Annotated in this window: 13 protein-coding genes and 1 tRNA gene; 5 read left to right on the forward strand and 9 right to left on the reverse strand. The window is 44.9% G+C overall.

Annotated elements, in window-relative coordinates:
* Window positions 1-89: 89 nt before the first annotated feature.
* Window positions 90-1172 (reverse strand): PucR family transcriptional regulator, encoded by a 1083-nt coding sequence (locus G596_RS0102925; protein WP_022760340.1) that lies wholly within the window; start codon window positions 1170-1172, stop codon window positions 90-92.
* 210 nt (window positions 1173-1382) lie between these two features.
* On the opposite strand from G596_RS0102925, the gene G596_RS0102930 reads away from it, so the two are divergent.
* Window positions 1383-1574, forward strand: a complete 192-nt coding sequence (locus tag G596_RS0102930; RefSeq protein WP_022760341.1) for a YjfB family protein — start codon at window positions 1383-1385, stop codon at window positions 1572-1574.
* Between the two features lie 120 nt (window positions 1575-1694).
* On the opposite strand, the gene G596_RS0102935 is transcribed toward G596_RS0102930, so the two are convergent.
* Genes G596_RS0102935 through G596_RS0102945 form a run of 3 tightly spaced genes read right to left on the reverse strand, consistent with a single transcriptional unit; the run spans window position 1695 to window position 5084 of the window.
* Window positions 1695-2531 (reverse strand): CvfB family protein, encoded by an 837-nt coding sequence (locus G596_RS0102935; protein WP_022760342.1) that lies wholly within the window; start codon window positions 2529-2531, stop codon window positions 1695-1697.
* 2 nt (window positions 2532-2533) lie between these two features.
* A complete protein-coding gene (locus G596_RS0102940) occupies window positions 2534-3292 on the reverse strand; it encodes an acyl-[acyl-carrier-protein] thioesterase (RefSeq protein ID WP_022760343.1) in 759 nt (252 codons plus the stop codon).
* Window positions 3293-3296: 4 nt separating this feature from the next.
* Window positions 3297-5084 carry a DUF6020 family protein gene (locus G596_RS0102945; RefSeq protein WP_022760344.1) on the reverse strand — a complete coding sequence of 596 codons (1788 nt, stop codon included), beginning with the start codon at window positions 5082-5084 and terminating at the stop codon, window positions 3297-3299.
* A gap of 52 nt (window positions 5085-5136) precedes the next feature.
* On the opposite strand from G596_RS0102945, the gene G596_RS0102950 reads away from it, so the two are divergent.
* Window positions 5137-6735, forward strand: coding sequence for a hypothetical protein (locus tag G596_RS0102950; protein ID WP_022760345.1), 1599 nt, complete (start codon window positions 5137-5139; stop codon window positions 6733-6735).
* On the opposite strand, the gene G596_RS0102955 is transcribed toward G596_RS0102950, so the two are convergent.
* The gene (locus tag G596_RS0102955) at window positions 6706-7143 is read right to left on the reverse strand and encodes a sugar 3,4-ketoisomerase (RefSeq protein ID WP_022760346.1); all 438 of its coding nucleotides are present in this window, start codon (window positions 7141-7143) and stop codon (window positions 6706-6708) included. The two genes, G596_RS0102950 and G596_RS0102955, sit on opposite strands and share 30 nt — an antisense overlap.
* 149 nt (window positions 7144-7292) lie before the next feature.
* On the opposite strand from G596_RS0102955, the gene G596_RS20650 reads away from it, so the two are divergent.
* Both G596_RS20650 and G596_RS0102965 read left to right on the forward strand, forming a co-directional pair.
* On the forward strand, window positions 7293-8441 hold the full coding sequence (locus G596_RS20650; protein ID WP_022760347.1) for an AI-2E family transporter: 1149 nt from the start codon (window positions 7293-7295) through the stop codon (window positions 8439-8441).
* Between the two features lie 2 nt (window positions 8442-8443).
* Window positions 8444-10126, forward strand: coding sequence for an EAL domain-containing protein (locus G596_RS0102965; RefSeq protein WP_022760348.1), 1683 nt, complete (start codon window positions 8444-8446; stop codon window positions 10124-10126).
* A 36-nt stretch (window positions 10127-10162) separates the two neighbouring features.
* On the opposite strand, the gene G596_RS0102970 is transcribed toward G596_RS0102965, so the two are convergent.
* Window positions 10163-10696, reverse strand: a complete 534-nt coding sequence (locus G596_RS0102970) for a CPBP family intramembrane glutamic endopeptidase (RefSeq protein ID WP_155829103.1) — start codon at window positions 10694-10696, stop codon at window positions 10163-10165.
* A 206-nt stretch (window positions 10697-10902) separates the two neighbouring features.
* Window positions 10903-10975: transfer RNA gene (locus G596_RS0102975), tRNA-Gln, on the reverse strand.
* Between the two features lie 228 nt (window positions 10976-11203).
* Between G596_RS0102975 and G596_RS0102980 the strand changes: the two genes are divergently transcribed.
* Entirely contained in the window at window positions 11204-11662 is a 459-nt protein-coding gene (locus G596_RS0102980) for a LysR family transcriptional regulator (RefSeq protein WP_026671166.1), read from the forward strand.
* Here G596_RS0102980 and G596_RS24675 read toward each other — a convergent pair.
* Window positions 11616-11798 carry an MATE family efflux transporter gene (locus G596_RS24675; protein WP_155829106.1) on the reverse strand — a complete coding sequence of 61 codons (183 nt, stop codon included), beginning with the start codon at window positions 11796-11798 and terminating at the stop codon, window positions 11616-11618. The two genes, G596_RS0102980 and G596_RS24675, sit on opposite strands and share 47 nt — an antisense overlap.
* Window positions 11799-11997: 199 nt before the next feature.
* Window positions 11998-14109: a glutamine synthetase III family protein gene (locus G596_RS0102985; protein WP_022760351.1), complete on the reverse strand. Its 2112-nt coding sequence runs from the start codon at window positions 14107-14109 to the stop codon at window positions 11998-12000.
* Between the last annotated feature and the right edge of the window lie 21 nt (window positions 14110-14130).

Raw genomic sequence — 14130 nt, forward strand, 5'->3', positions numbered from 1 at the left:
GAAACCGGTCCGGCGGCACGTTTTCTTCTGTAAACTTTTTCCATACTTATTACTCCTACTACTTAACTGTATCGCGATCCTACGGATTCTTAGTATCGCTCCATGTATTTCATGTATCGTACAACCATCAGTGCAATCTTGAATGTGATGGCGTCATCGAATACACGAAGATCAAGACCTGTGCTCTTTTGGAGCTTATCAAGTCTGTAAACCAGAGTGTTTCTGTGAATAAACAGCTGTCTGGAAGTCTCTGAAACATTGAGGTTATTTTCAAAGAACTTATCAATCGTCGCAAGTGTCTCCTGATCGAATCCATCGGGATTTTTACCGCCGAATATCTCACGGATAAACATCTTGCAAAGCGGGATGGGCAGCTGATATATAAGTCGTCCGATGCCAAGCTCCCCATAGCTTATAACCTTACGCTCATCGAAGAAAATTCTTCCTACGTCGAGCGCCATCTTGGCCTCTTTATATGAACGGCTGACTTCCTTAATCTCTCCTACAACAGTACCGATGGCAATATGAACATTGGTTATGCCAAGGGACTCAAGATGCTCCTGGAGCTCTCCCGCAGACTTTGAAATCTCTTCGGGTTTGCTGTATTCGGACACATCCTTAACGACAATAACATTGTCCTCATCCACTTCTGTCACAAAATCCCCGCCGTTACCGGTGCCATGAGTTCTTATAAGCTCAAGCACATTGTTCTCACGAACCTTATCCGCGGAAACAATCATGGTTACACGCTTGGAATCGGACGGAATGTGAAGTTTCTTAGCTCTACTATATATATCCACCAGAAGAAGGTTGTCAAGGAGCAGGTTCTTGATGAAATTGTCCTTATCAAACCTCTCTTTATAAGCAACAAGCAGTCCCTGGATCTGATATGCGATCATCTTGCCAATAGTATAGGTGCTCTCACCGCTTCCCGCAGCGATCAGTATATACTCGAGCTGCTGCTCATCATATACTTTAAAAAACTGATAGCCCTGCACTTCCTGAGAATCAGCAGGTGATCTGACAAAATCACGAACAGAATCACCCATGTTTGTAAAGTCGGGTCTTGTTGCGGCAACCTCGTTTCCATCTACGTCAAGTACGCATAAATCCACATGTGCTATGCCTTTTAAGCCGTCTATGGTATTTTGAAGGATCTGATTTGAAATCATAATTAATCTCCCAAAATTAATTTTTCATTGTTCTTATTTTATTCTACTCGATAAATGCATAAAAATCCACAAATTTTATCTGTTTTTTTGTTGATTTTCCATAATAATTTTTGAGAGTGTTTTTTCCGATATAAGAAATGGATAAGGATACATGTGCAGTGGTGTGATTTTACACCAAAGCAGTACCCAAAAATGCCTAAGGAGGTGCCTATGGACATACCTGAATTATCAATGGCATTATCGGCAAGCAAGCTTCAATCTGACTGGGGAACAGCTATGCTCTCCAAGAATCTTGACGCTCTGCAGGATGTCGGCAACACCATTGAAGAAATGATCGATGTGTCCGCCCTCGAAAGGTCAGTCAACCCGAACCTGGGTGGCACAATCGACATCCGGCTGTAAATTCAGCCACGAACGGACACCCCACACATATCATATTATTGTTTCAGCCTCGTTACGCAGAGCGTATAATCGGCTGAAAAATAACACGATATGTGTGGGGTGTCCTGTTTCTTGCCTTTATTATCCCCTCATCCTTATCTCATCTGTGCCAATCTCGATTCTGCCTTCCTTGAGGAGGTGGCCGATGGCGCGTTTGAATTCGTTCTTGCTCATGGACATTTCGTCGCGGATGAGTTGGGGGTCGGCTTTGTCGGTGAAAGGAAGGCGGCCGCCGTTTTCCTGCATAGCTTCGAGGATAGCCTCCGCATCAGAGCCGATCTGAAGATATGCTTTCTCGCGAACACTGAGAGTGAGCTTTCCGTCGTCGCGAACCTCTACCACTCTGGCGGTTATCTCATCGCCGATCTTGATATCTCCGTACAACTCCTTCTTGGGAATGAGAGCTGAGAAAATATCGTCAACAGCCACGAAAACTCCGAAGTTTGAACTGGTCTCATAGACCGTTCCGCGAACTCTGTCATCCTTGTGATAAGGGCTGTCGGTTCTAAGGAACTCATATACATTCATAGTAACCGCAAGTCTTCCGGATTTATCCACATAAAGGGCACAAAGAACACTCTCGCCCTTCTTCACTTTTCTGGTCTGCTCTCTGAAGGGAAGAAGCACGTCCTTCTCAAGTCCCCAATCCATAAATGCTCCGATTTTTCCTACATCGGTGACAGTGAGCATATTGACGTCGCCCAGCATGAGCTTGGGAGTCTTGGTCGTGGCGATAAGTCTGTCATCCGAATCCTTGTAAAGGAAAACGGTAAGCTTATCTCCTATCTCGGAGCCCTCGGGCACCTGCTTTTTTGGCAAAAGCACTTTGTCCTCGTCGCCCTGCTTCTCTGCAAGGTAAACTCCGAAATCCACCTGTTTAATAATTATCAGTTCCTGTTTTTCTCCGATTCTTAACATTTCTATAATCCTTTTATTTCTATTATTGCATATGGTTTGCCGGCATCATCGTTTATATACGTGAGATAGCTGTCTTCCCCCACATAAACCACCGGTTGTACCTCATCTCCCAGATGCGCCTGCTGCCTGTACTCCGCTCTTATCTGGATCTTTTCCCTACTCTTGGCGAGTTTACGAAGCTTATCAAGATCATTTTTCTCCGCCACATAATCGAAAGCCTGAAGCGCAATACGTATGTACTGCCCGTTGTTCACATGAAGGTTTGAATCAAGATGATGCATCCCGATTATCTTAGAAGGCGCCTTGAATATCTCTGCCCCCTCCACCGGGCGGATCTTTCTTGAAGCGTAGTCCATGGGGAGCTTCTCATCAAGAGGATAGGTAGCAATTATATCATCGTCTATCCTAACCGGTGTCCCTTTTTCCATATTTATCAGTGTCCACACGGAATTCGCAACCGCAAGCCTCTCGCCATCCTCGGTATCCATATAAAAATTTCTGAGTCCGAAAAATCCGTTAAGCTCATAGGGTACGGTACCCGTCACAACCCTTTCGCCAAGCCCCGGCAATCTGTTCACCACCACCTGCCAGCTGTTTAAAACCCAGGCCGTTCCCTTTTTTGCCATCTCCTCTATGGTCGCAGGGCCTTCCTGTGTCTGAAAAGTCGAGCAGTCCTGGAAATAATCTATAAGCGATTCAAATGTAAGATAATTTTCTATATCCGTTTCCGAATACCGTATTCTTGAATTAAATGAGTACATTTTTTTAAATCCTCTTCTTAATTATCATAGCACAAATCGCTGCCGTTAGCGGCATAAGCATCACGACGCAGTATTCGTACCTAAAGTCCACCACCGGAGCTGCTATAAGGAGCGTAAGCACAAGCGCTGCCTGCAGTATCACAAATACCGAAAGCTTTCCGCCCATAGTCTTTTTCTTCCAGAGCATCATAAAAAGAACAAAAACCACAAGCCATGTGTAAGCCCCGGCGCACCACAGCATCCCGTAAAGCGGCACAAAGCTTCCGAGCTTGATAAGAATTTCCTTTCCCTTTACAACCGCTTTTCCTCCTATAAGAGGCGTAGGCACAAGCCCATAGGAATTGCCCATTATGCCGTCGATATTTCCCACGTCATAGGAAACATCAGGATACACGTATCCGCCCTCAAGGTCAAACCAGGCTCTTATATAATGCGCGGGATGCACCAGTCCAAGCCGCATCCACAGCCCAAGATAGGCACCTTTGTTATTCTCGATAACCTCGGGATGCCCTGCCCTTACAAGTTCCTTGATATTATCCGCAAAATCCGGAGCATAAAGCTCATGGATATAGGTGGTATCTATGACCGCCTCCACCAGTTTCCTGTCACCGGAAGATAATTCCTCATCCTCCACCAGAACTCTCGCCACCTGCTGAAGAGGCAGTGATAGCGATTCCGTAAAATCTGGCTGCACAACACCTGCAGCATTCATAACAGGTCCCTTTATCAAAAGAGCAATCACCACTGCGGCTATTACAGAGACAAGCGCCTGCCTCATATTTTTCCTGAAACCATAGATGAAAAACGGCGCACATACCAAAAATGCATACCAACCGTTCGATCTGAAAACAGACATCAAAACCGAAAGAACTGCAAAACCGGCGAAATCCATGGCTCCCGGATTTTCCTTAAAGCTCATCTCACAGAGCCTGCATCCAAGCAGCATAACTATCCCCGCAAATGGAATGTCCTTCCAGATGGTAACTGAAAACACCGCATTAAACGGTACCAGTGCAAAGAATGCAAGAGATAAAAAAGCAGGGACAGCTTTTCCCGTAACCCTTTTTACCTGCACCACAACTCTCGAACAGCAAATAGCAAAAAAGATCATCTGTGCCACTGTATAGAAACTTATCGCTTTATTCACATCACCCGTGACCGACATGCCAAGCTTATAAAACAGTGCTATCAACATCGTATGCGCTATCGGATGATGATTGGAAAGTGGATTCACTCCGATAACCTGCTCATATTGCACGATGGAATCTGCGGTCATGATCCCGGGATATTCATATAGAAAGTATGGGAGCCAGCACAGAAAGCAAATCGCTGCGGCCAAAAAGAAAACTGCTGTGTCACTAAGAGTATTTACCCCGGTGCCTGCCTTTTCTGCAATCTCGTCATCACCTTTTGCAGGACCCTCTTTCGGAATAGGAAACGGATTCCCAACCTTCAAAACCAGCTGAAACACCCTGAAATACGAAAGGAAAATTCCCACCAGCATAATTGCAATTCCAAGAAGCCTGAACAGGGCACTGTCAAAACGAGCCACCGCTCTTTTCCCGTACAAAAATATCACTGCGGCCGTCAATATCGCGGACATCGCATATATAGGCAAAAAGAGCTTCCGCTTTCTGTTTTTCCTCGCCTTCACCCCCATCGCACAAAACAGCGCAAAAAAGACAAGTGTCAGCGGATTTCTGACTGTGATCCCCAGCATGAGCTGAAGTCCCCATGTACACAAAAATGCCACAAGAGCATTATTCAATTCTTTTTTCTCCAAAACTTCCATATCTGTTATAATCCTTGTAGAAATAGCGGGCCGAAAGGAACTACATTATCGCATGAACAGTCAAAACTTACCATCAGACAACACAATAAAAGTCCATGAGCTTATTTACTACATATATTTCCTTTTGCTTTTTGGCGCAAGAGCCATCGGACTCTATGACGGACAGCCCGTTTACAACGCCTGCCTTGTCCTTGGCATGCTCGCTTTTATCATCAAAATCGCGGCCACAAGGCATACACTTTACGAATACATCGCAGGAATTGCCTTTCTGGGAACCGGCGCACTGACCTACCTCTGCTCCGGGGAAAAAGGTCTCCTTATCTACTTTACCATGATGCTCGGCATGAAGGGTATACGTGAAAAAAAGGTTGCAAAGCTGGGGCTCATCATCCTTTCCGTCTCCTACTTTGTCCTCTACCTGCTCTCCGTCACCGGCATCATCTCCGAGCTAAATCACATGAACAAGCGCAGCGGCTACGGATTTCTCCTCCGTCATTCTTTGGGATACCCTTATCCCAATACTGCGCATACAACGCTTCTCATACTGATAATCTTCTTTTTCTATCTCTATGAAGCCAAAAATCTCAGAAGCCTCCTTAAGGCTTCTGTTATTGCTATGCTCCTTAACCTGTATGTGTATCTTTATACCGTAAGCCTCACCGGACTCATATCCATCAGCTTATATCTTATTATAAACATATATTTACAGCTTAGAAAAAATCGCACCAAAGCAGAAAATGCACTTATTTTACTTCTCTTTCCCGCGATAGTTATCTTCTCGATCGCAGGACCTCTCCTTGCAACCGGAAGTGCTTTCGAATTCATGAACAAACTCCTTCACAAGCGCTATGAATTCGCTCTGTATTTTCTGACCACTGAAAAGATAACACCCTTCGGTTCATATTTTAAAGCACCGCCCACCAACTGGTATATGCTCGACAACTCCTTCCTGTATCTGTTTTTGCAGCTTGGAGTGGTACCTTTCGCTCTGGTCTGCGCTCTCTATATTATGTGGATTGGAAATCTCGTAAAGGAAAACAAAACCCGCGAACTGGCGGTCATCATAACCTTCTGCTTTATCGGAATGAGTGATCCGTTCCTGTTTAACCTAAGCTTCAAGAATCTGACCTTCATATTCCTTGGCGCTTACCTTTATGATTCTCTGAAAAAAATGGAGAACACGCTTCCCGCCGCACTGAGCAAGGAAATAATTATCCTTCCGTTTGGCGAAAAAGAAATATCTGCTTTCAAAAACGGATTTGCCATCCCCGGAAAAATCCTGTCAAAAAGCTTTTATGAAATCAGCATACACCTCGTAAGGTATGCGCTCATTTTCGCAGTAATCGGGCTTATCGGGTGCGCTTTTTATGCAAAAACTCACACTGAGCCCAAGGTTCTGTATGTTGAAACCGAAATCGCAGATCCTTATTTCAATCACAAGAACATCGAAATGACTCAGGCCGACGTCGATGCCGCTCTTGCAGCCGGTGACCTCGTCGTAGGATATGACAGTGAAGATCCCACTATGTATGTGTTCAAGAAAAGTGCTCCGCATATGGAATATATACGAAGCACTCTGACCTTCGGTATCTGGGCCGGTCTTATTGCGGCTCTGATAATATCAGTTATCGGATCCGCCCGCAAACGATGAGATTTCTCTTACATACTCATCGTAGTCTCTAATGTATTCATTTGCGTCATAGTGCTCGCTTGCAAGGACAAGCAGCACGGAATCGGCGCTGAAATCGTACATCTCCTTCCAAACCATGTTAGGAAGATATATTCCGGTATTCGGTCTGTTCAGACAGAAAATCGTCTCATTCCCCGCTCCGTCCATAACCTTAACCTTACTGGTTCCCGCCACGTTTATAAGCACAAACTCAGTCCTCTTATTCGCGTGCTGACCGCGGACAACGGTTGCGTCACTTCCATACATATAGAAGGCTCTCTTTATATCGAAAGGGATATCCTTCCCACCTTCCACGATGACAAGCTGACCTCTCTCATCACCCATGTCCTTGAATTCTATCATCTTTACGCGGTCCATATGATTAAGCATAACTAAACTCCCACACGTCAATAATTGAACGAAACTTAATACTTTTTTAATTGAAAGACTCTTTATATAAGACTAAAATTATAAAAGAGGCTACGTTACATTATAAATTAAGATTGGGGGTTTGTGCAATTTAAGCACAAAGGACAGACATGAATTTCTTCAAAAAATGCATAAACCAGAAATGGTTTCCTTACACAGTGGCATCCTGTTCCGCAGTACTTGTTTATCTTGGCGTGTCACACATTAACCTGCTGTTTAAAGGAATAGCTGTACTCGGGAAATATTTTTCACCGGTAATAACTGGACTGATCCTGGCATATGTTCTGCATCCGCTTGTTGCCTTTTTCGAAAGGACTATCCTTTCAGGAATAAAACAAAACGGAATAAGAAGGTCTCTGGCAATACTTCTCTCTGTCATGGTTGTACTGTTGTTTATCGCAATACTGATGATTGCCCTGATTCCTCAGCTTGTAGACAGTATTACGACTTTTGTGTCAAACCTGGACAGCTATGCACGTTCGTTGGAAAACCTGCTCAATAACTTAAATGTCCAGGCAGGTAACTTCCATATCAACCTTTCCGGAATCATAGGCAAGATCAATACCTTCCTGTCGCAGTTTGCACAGAAGCTCCCTCAGGCCATGTCCCAGATAATAAATGTATCTGCCGGCATAGGTAAGGGATTCTTCAACTTTATCCTTGGCTCTATCCTCGCCCTGTACTTTCTTGCAGGCATGGAAAAGCTGCAGGCCGGAAGTGTCAGACTTATGAAGGCATTTATTCCTGACAGCTTTTATCAGAGAATGAGCACATTCTGGAGCACCTGCAACGATATCCTGAAGCGCTACATCGCAGGAGATCTTCTGGATGGACTCATCGTCGGAATAGTAAACTGGTTCTTCATGACAGTGACCGGCATGTCCTACTCAGTGCTGATCTCACTGTTTGTCGGAGTAACCAATCTCGCACCTACCTTCGGACCCATAGTCGGTGCCATTATAGGTGCTTTCATCCTGGTTTTGGTAAATCCTATACATGCACTTATCTTCCTCATCTTCACGATAGTGCTGCAGACAGTTGACGGATATATTATCAAACCCAAGCTTTTCGGAAATACACTTGGCGTCTCAGCCGTTTGGATACTTGTTACTTTGGTAGTCGGCGGGCGCATGTTCGGCGTTGCCGGAATCATGCTTGCCATTCCGTTTGCCGCTATCTTTAACTTTACATATCAGAATTGGATTCAGAAAAGAGAGGCTGCTCTTGCCGATAAAGCAGAACCCCCTGAAGAGGAATAATTATGAAGGTAGAGGAGTACACTTATCAGGAACTTAAGCACATGCTCGATTACATGAAGCGGATGTACGATACCGTCCGCCTCGTTGACCCTGTCGAATGCCGTGTGATCAGTGTGGACACCTCAGGAGAACTCCACTACGAAAAGGAGTGTTATTCCGCATGGAATGCCGCTTCCCGCTGTTCCAACTGCACCAGCTACAGAGCGGTTATGAGCAGTCAGCGCCAGACCAAGGAAGAGGTGTATGACGGTCACAGGTTCTTAGTACAGTCTATTCCGATAAAACTGGTACTCCCGGACAGAAATAATTTTTCCTGCGTAATGGAACTGATCACTGTCGATGACAAGGAAGGCGAGACATTACCGCCTACTCATCAGATATTAACCGGTGAGGATGAAAAACAGGTCTCCCAGGGCATGACAGAGACCGATTATCTCGTTACTCACGACCTTCTCACAAGACTCAATAACCTTGACGGAATCTGCCGCGAGGTCAGAAGAATTCTTGTGGAGGATCCGGATACCAGAAGAGTTCTTATCACGGGAGATATCCGTCACTTCCGCACCCTCAATGAACGCTACGGTGTTCAGAGAGGCAATGAAGTCCTGATTGCCATCGCTGATATGCTACGAAGAAACTGCGGCGAGGATACTGTTTACGGCAGAACCCACGCGGATCACTTTGTTCTTTGCATGCCTGAAGAACGATTCGATGAGGGCGTTTTTATGAACGCTGTGGAAGAAATAGGACAGATGATAGACACAGAGAATTATCACCTGTTTTTCCATCTCGGAGTTTTCAGGATTGATGATCCCGATATCCCGGTAACTGTTATGATAGAGCGTGCAGACCTTGCTCTTAAGTCCCTTCACGACAGAAGAGAAAACGTTCTGACTTTCTATACCAATAAGCTCCTTAAACAGGCTGAAAATGAAATAGAATTCCTGAACGCCTTCCCCAAAAATCTTGAGGACGGTCAATTCCATATTTTCCTTCAGCCGATTTTCGATCAGCAGCAGCGTGTAACAGGAGCCGAGGCTCTGACCAGATGGATAAAGCCCGATGGCTCGATTACTCCGTCGGATAAATATATTCATATCCTTGAAAAGAATGACAATATAGCAAAACTCGACTGCGAGAACTGGGAGCGCGTTATGAAACAGCTTCGCTCCTGGCAGGCCACGGTGAGAGACCACCTTGTTATCTCGGTGAATGTATCTCCGAAAGATCTCTTCTACATGGATGCGCTCAAAAAGGTCAAGGAACTGGTACATGCTTACAGCGTTGATCCTAACAAGCTTATCCTTGAGTTTTCAGAGAGAGATCTTATGAATGACACAGAGCTTCGACTTGAGATCCTGAACAAATTCAGGGCAGAAGGCTTTAAGGTAGCGATAGACAATTTTGGCGCAGGTGATTTCTCCATAAATATGTTAAAAGAGCTCCAAGCCGACTATGTAAAACTGGACAAGTCCTTCATCGACGATGCCTTAGCGAATCCCCGGAGCAAGATCGTACTTGAAGCCTGTGTAAAGCTTATCCATCAGCTTGGCATGAAGGTTGTGGCAGAGGGTGTTGAAACACAGATGCAGTTCGATTACCTGAAATCCATCGACTGCGATAGATTTCAAGGTTATTATTTTACCCCGGCCATTCCAATCCAGGAATTCGAAGAGAAGTATTAAAATGAAAACGCCCCGTGCATTGCACGGGGTTTACTATTACCGCAAGGAGATGCGGGCCACATCATAAATTATTAATGGCAGGTGCTGGTACATCATGAAGAGGATGTGCACCGTAATGGGTACGTATATGTTTCTGGTCCAGAAGAATGCTACTGCGTAGGGAAGGGCAAGCACCATGGCTTCCACAACACCAAGGGGCAGATAAGCATAACTGAAACCGCAAAGTATAAGTCCCAGTGAAAAGCTCACAAGAGCTGATGTACAGGAATCAAAATTCATTATTGCTTTTCTGAAGAACAGTTCCTCTGAAATAGGACAGAGAAAAAGAATTGTTATGGCATACAGGAATTCTCCGATATAGCTGTTTTCCCAGGTAATACCATAGGTTCCGTCCAGCGCTCCGATGAAACTGGGCTGGATGAGACGGAACTTTATCATGTAGCAAGCCTGCGCTGCTAAGACAGTAAGTGCAACGGGTATCCAGAATTTCTTGATACTCTTAAAATTTTGCGTATATTCTCTGATTGAAAAATCTCTGGCGAAATAAACAGCCAGTACCAGATAGAACACAAAAAATATGTAAAGCGTCTTAAACGGCTTTATTATACAAAATATGATAAAAAGCACTTCCCATATAATCGGAAAGGCCAAATTCTTAATCTGAGATTTCACAACCCACCTCTAAGTGTATAATATCTGATTGATTATACCACATTACTCCGAAGTCTGCTCAAATACGGTAAAAAAAATCCTCAGAGGAACTCTCTGAGGAAAAACTGGGCTAGTAGGATTCGAACCTACGAAATGACGGAGTCAGAGTCCGTTGCCTTACCGCTTGGCGATAGCCCACCGACAAGATTGTATTATACGTATGTTTATCCATTAATGCAAGCACTTTTTTTAAATTTTTATAATTTTATTTTTCGGTTTCCTAAAACACTATTCCATAAGCCAATTTTCGCATTATTTTCAAAAAAGGTGTTTGAAATTTAATTATACATGTATTATTATAATCCAGACGAGGACGTCAATTTTGACGCCCTCGTTTTTTTGTTTTTTCAGGAAAGGGTGATTCTTATGTTACGCGAAGCAAAATATGTAAATGCAATTTATAAAAGCGGAAGCTTTTCAAAGGCTGCTGCGGCTCTGTTTATTTCCCAACCCTCTCTCAGCGCCACTATAAGGAGGCTGGAAAATGAACTTGGGACCACCAGCTTTTATTGCTGCTATTCACTTCCGATACATCTCAATCCATTCCGCAGCAAGTATCCCAACATAAGTATCAACCTGAATGAAAATACCAGCAGTGAAGAGATGATCAAAACACTCCGCCTGGGCCAGATTGATTTTGCTTTGAGCAGTAATCCTGTAGGCTTTGAAGAATTCAAAAAACTCTTCTTTCTTAAGAAACAGCTTATTCTCGCTGTCCCCGGTGCCTGGGAGGTAAATGACAGCCTTATAGACTATCAGCTTTCCTTTAAGGATGTCCTTAACGGAAGGCAGCGAAGCCAGACCTGTCCCAAGGTATGGAATTGACAAGTGATATTCCCGATACTGCTTCCTCACCGGCTCCCGATACCATGATCATGTCTGCCATGCCTACCGTAACTGCCAGGAGCTGTTCTATTACCATCGGGATGATCAGCTTCATAAGTTTTTCTCTGCTAAACATTTCCTGCTCTCCTCCCTGTCAAACTTTCCGAATCTTTATAACAAAAAAGGCGCCGGATGTTTTATCTCCGACGCCGTTGTCTTTGCTATGGGTGTATTATATGGGCATCTGTTTTGTATGACAAATACCTGTTAATTTATACCTCATAACTATTTAGTTATAGGGTTCTGTCATTATCCGGGATGCGATATGTTTTATATCAGCCTTCAAAGAGAAGATCCGCATAGGTTGGGAACGGCCAGTCGTTCTTATCCACAAGCATTTCAAGCTTATCTGCGGGAGTTCTGAGCGCTGTCATTGCAGGAACTACCTTATCCTTGCAGTAATATGCTCTCTTTCTGGGTTCGGATATGCTTCTTGCCTTCTCCTCTTCCTTAATAAGCTTATCAAGAGCTTTCTTCATTGCTCCGAGCTGCTTTGTAACTTCTGTAAGTTCACTTGTCATAACCGAAACATCGCAGCCTGCTGTCTTAACTTCGTTGATATTTGAAGCAAGCCCGCCTGCGTACTTCATAACCGCAGGAATGATCTGCTTACTTGCCATATCAATCATGGTGAGTGCTTCGATATTGATAGTCTTGGAGTATGTCTCGAAAATAATCTCCTGACGTGCCTCCAACTCTGTTTTTGTAAATACGCCGAACTTCTTAAAGAGATCGATTGCCTTCTTTGTTGTGAGGACTTCAGCTGCCTCGATGGTTGAAGGGATGTTGGGAAGGCCTCTTCTCTCTGCCTCCTTCTTCCACTCCTCGGAGTAACCGTCGCCGTTGAAGATTACTCTCTGATGCTTTGTCAGGTACTCCTTGATAATATCGTGTACTTCCATATCAAAATCGGAAGCCTTCTCAAGTCTGTCTGCTGCCTCACTGAAAGCCTCTGCAACAATTGTATTAAGCGCTGTATTTGAGCTTGCCATAGAGTCGGAGGAACCAACCATACGGAACTCAAACTTATTTCCGGTAAAGGCGAAGGGTGAAGTACGGTTTCTGTCCGTAGCATCCTTCTCAAATTCGGGAAGGGTTGAAACACCTGTCTTGAGCTTTCCGCCGCGCTTGGATCTCTTGGCTTCACCTGTCTCAATAAGCTGGTGAACAACATCCTCAAGCTGCTCTCCAAGGAACATGGAAATAATAGCCGGAGGTGCCTCATCAGCGCCGAGGCGGTGGTCGTTTCCAACGTCGGATGCGCTCTGTCTAAGGATATCAGCATGTCTGTCGACAGCCTTAACTATGCAGGCAAGGACAAACAGGAACTGAATATTTTCATTTGGTGTATCACCGGGATCAAGAAGATTAACTCCTGTATCCGTGCAAAGTGACCAGTTGTCGTGCTTACCTGAACCATTAACGCCCTGGAACGGCTTTTCATGCAGAAGACATCTCATGTTGTGATGCTCCGCAACTCTCTTCATGGTCTCCATGATGATCTGGTTGTGATCTACTGCGATATTAGCTTCCTCATAAATCGGGGCAAGCTCGTGCTGTCCGGGAGCAACCTCGTTGTGCTGAGTTTTTCCGGGAACTCCGAGCTTCCAGAGCTCGTTGTTAAGATCCTTCATGAACTCTCCGACGCGCTCTCTGATTACGCCGAAGTAATGATCCTCCATCTCCTGTCCCTTGGGCGGCTGAGCTCCGAAAAGTGTACGGCCCGTGAAGATAAGGTCGGGGCGCTGCAGGCTCTTCTTCCAGTCCACAAGGAAGTACTCCTGCTCGGGACCAACTGATACATTTATTTTCTTTGCCTCGGTATTGCCGAAAAGATGAACGATCCTTAAAGCCTGCTCACTTACAGCCTGCATGGATCTAAGAAGGGGAGTCTTTTTATCAAGAGCCTCTCCGTTATAAGAACAAAATGCGGTGGGTATGCAGAGTGTTACGCCTGCACCTGTCTCCTTAAGGAAAGCGGGAGATGTGATATCCCAGGCTGTATAACCTCTTGCCTCAAAGGTTGCGCGAAGTCCTCCTGAAGGGAAGGACGAAGCATCCGGCTCGCCCTTAATGAGATCTTTTCCTGAAAAAGATGTCATCATGTGTCCGTCGCCTCTGGCGCTTGTGATAAATGCATCGTGCTTCTCGGCTGTAATACCGGTAAGCGGCTGGAACCAGTGAGTATAGTGCGTTGCACCGTGCTCCATCGCCCAGTTCTTCATCGCGTTTGCAACAGCATCCGCAGAAGCCAGTGAGAGATCTCCGCCCTTTTCCATGACCTGGATGACCTCTTTGTACACACTCTTGGGCAGACGCTCGCGCATTCTCTCAAGTGTGAACACATTTTTACCGAAAAGTTCCTCAACCATGACCTGTTCGCTCATATACACCTCATTTTCATTTTT

It is taken from the genome of Butyrivibrio sp. AD3002 (assembly GCF_000420905.1).
In the GTDB taxonomy this organism is placed as follows: Bacteria; Bacillota; Clostridia; order Lachnospirales; family Lachnospiraceae; genus Butyrivibrio.

What these genes read in the sequence shown, in the direction of transcription:
- G596_RS0102965 (WP_022760348.1), top strand. Translation starts at nt 8,444, where the DNA reads ATGAAGGTAGAGGAGTACACTTATCAGGAACTTAAGCACATGCTCGAT.
- G596_RS0102980 (WP_026671166.1), top strand. Translation starts at nt 11,204, where the DNA reads ATGTTACGCGAAGCAAAATATGTAAATGCAATTTATAAAAGCGGAAGC.
- G596_RS0102955 (WP_022760346.1), bottom strand. Translation starts at nt 7,143, where the DNA reads ATGCTTAATCATATGGACCGCGTAAAGATGATAGAATTCAAGGACATG.
- G596_RS0102950 (WP_022760345.1), top strand. Translation starts at nt 5,137, where the DNA reads ATGAACAGTCAAAACTTACCATCAGACAACACAATAAAAGTCCATGAG.
- G596_RS0102935 (WP_022760342.1), bottom strand. Translation starts at nt 2,531, where the DNA reads ATGTTAAGAATCGGAGAAAAACAGGAACTGATAATTATTAAACAGGTG.
- G596_RS24675 (WP_155829106.1), bottom strand. Translation starts at nt 11,798, where the DNA reads ATGTTTAGCAGAGAAAAACTTATGAAGCTGATCATCCCGATGGTAATA.
- G596_RS0102985 (WP_022760351.1), bottom strand. Translation starts at nt 14,109, where the DNA reads ATGAGCGAACAGGTCATGGTTGAGGAACTTTTCGGTAAAAATGTGTTC.
- G596_RS0102940 (WP_022760343.1), bottom strand. Translation starts at nt 3,292, where the DNA reads ATGTACTCATTTAATTCAAGAATACGGTATTCGGAAACGGATATAGAA.
- G596_RS0102925 (WP_022760340.1), bottom strand. Translation starts at nt 1,172, where the DNA reads ATGATTTCAAATCAGATCCTTCAAAATACCATAGACGGCTTAAAAGGC.
- G596_RS0102945 (WP_022760344.1), bottom strand. Translation starts at nt 5,084, where the DNA reads ATGGAAGTTTTGGAGAAAAAAGAATTGAATAATGCTCTTGTGGCATTT.
- G596_RS0102930 (WP_022760341.1), top strand. Translation starts at nt 1,383, where the DNA reads ATGGACATACCTGAATTATCAATGGCATTATCGGCAAGCAAGCTTCAA.
- G596_RS20650 (WP_022760347.1), top strand. Translation starts at nt 7,293, where the DNA reads ATGAATTTCTTCAAAAAATGCATAAACCAGAAATGGTTTCCTTACACA.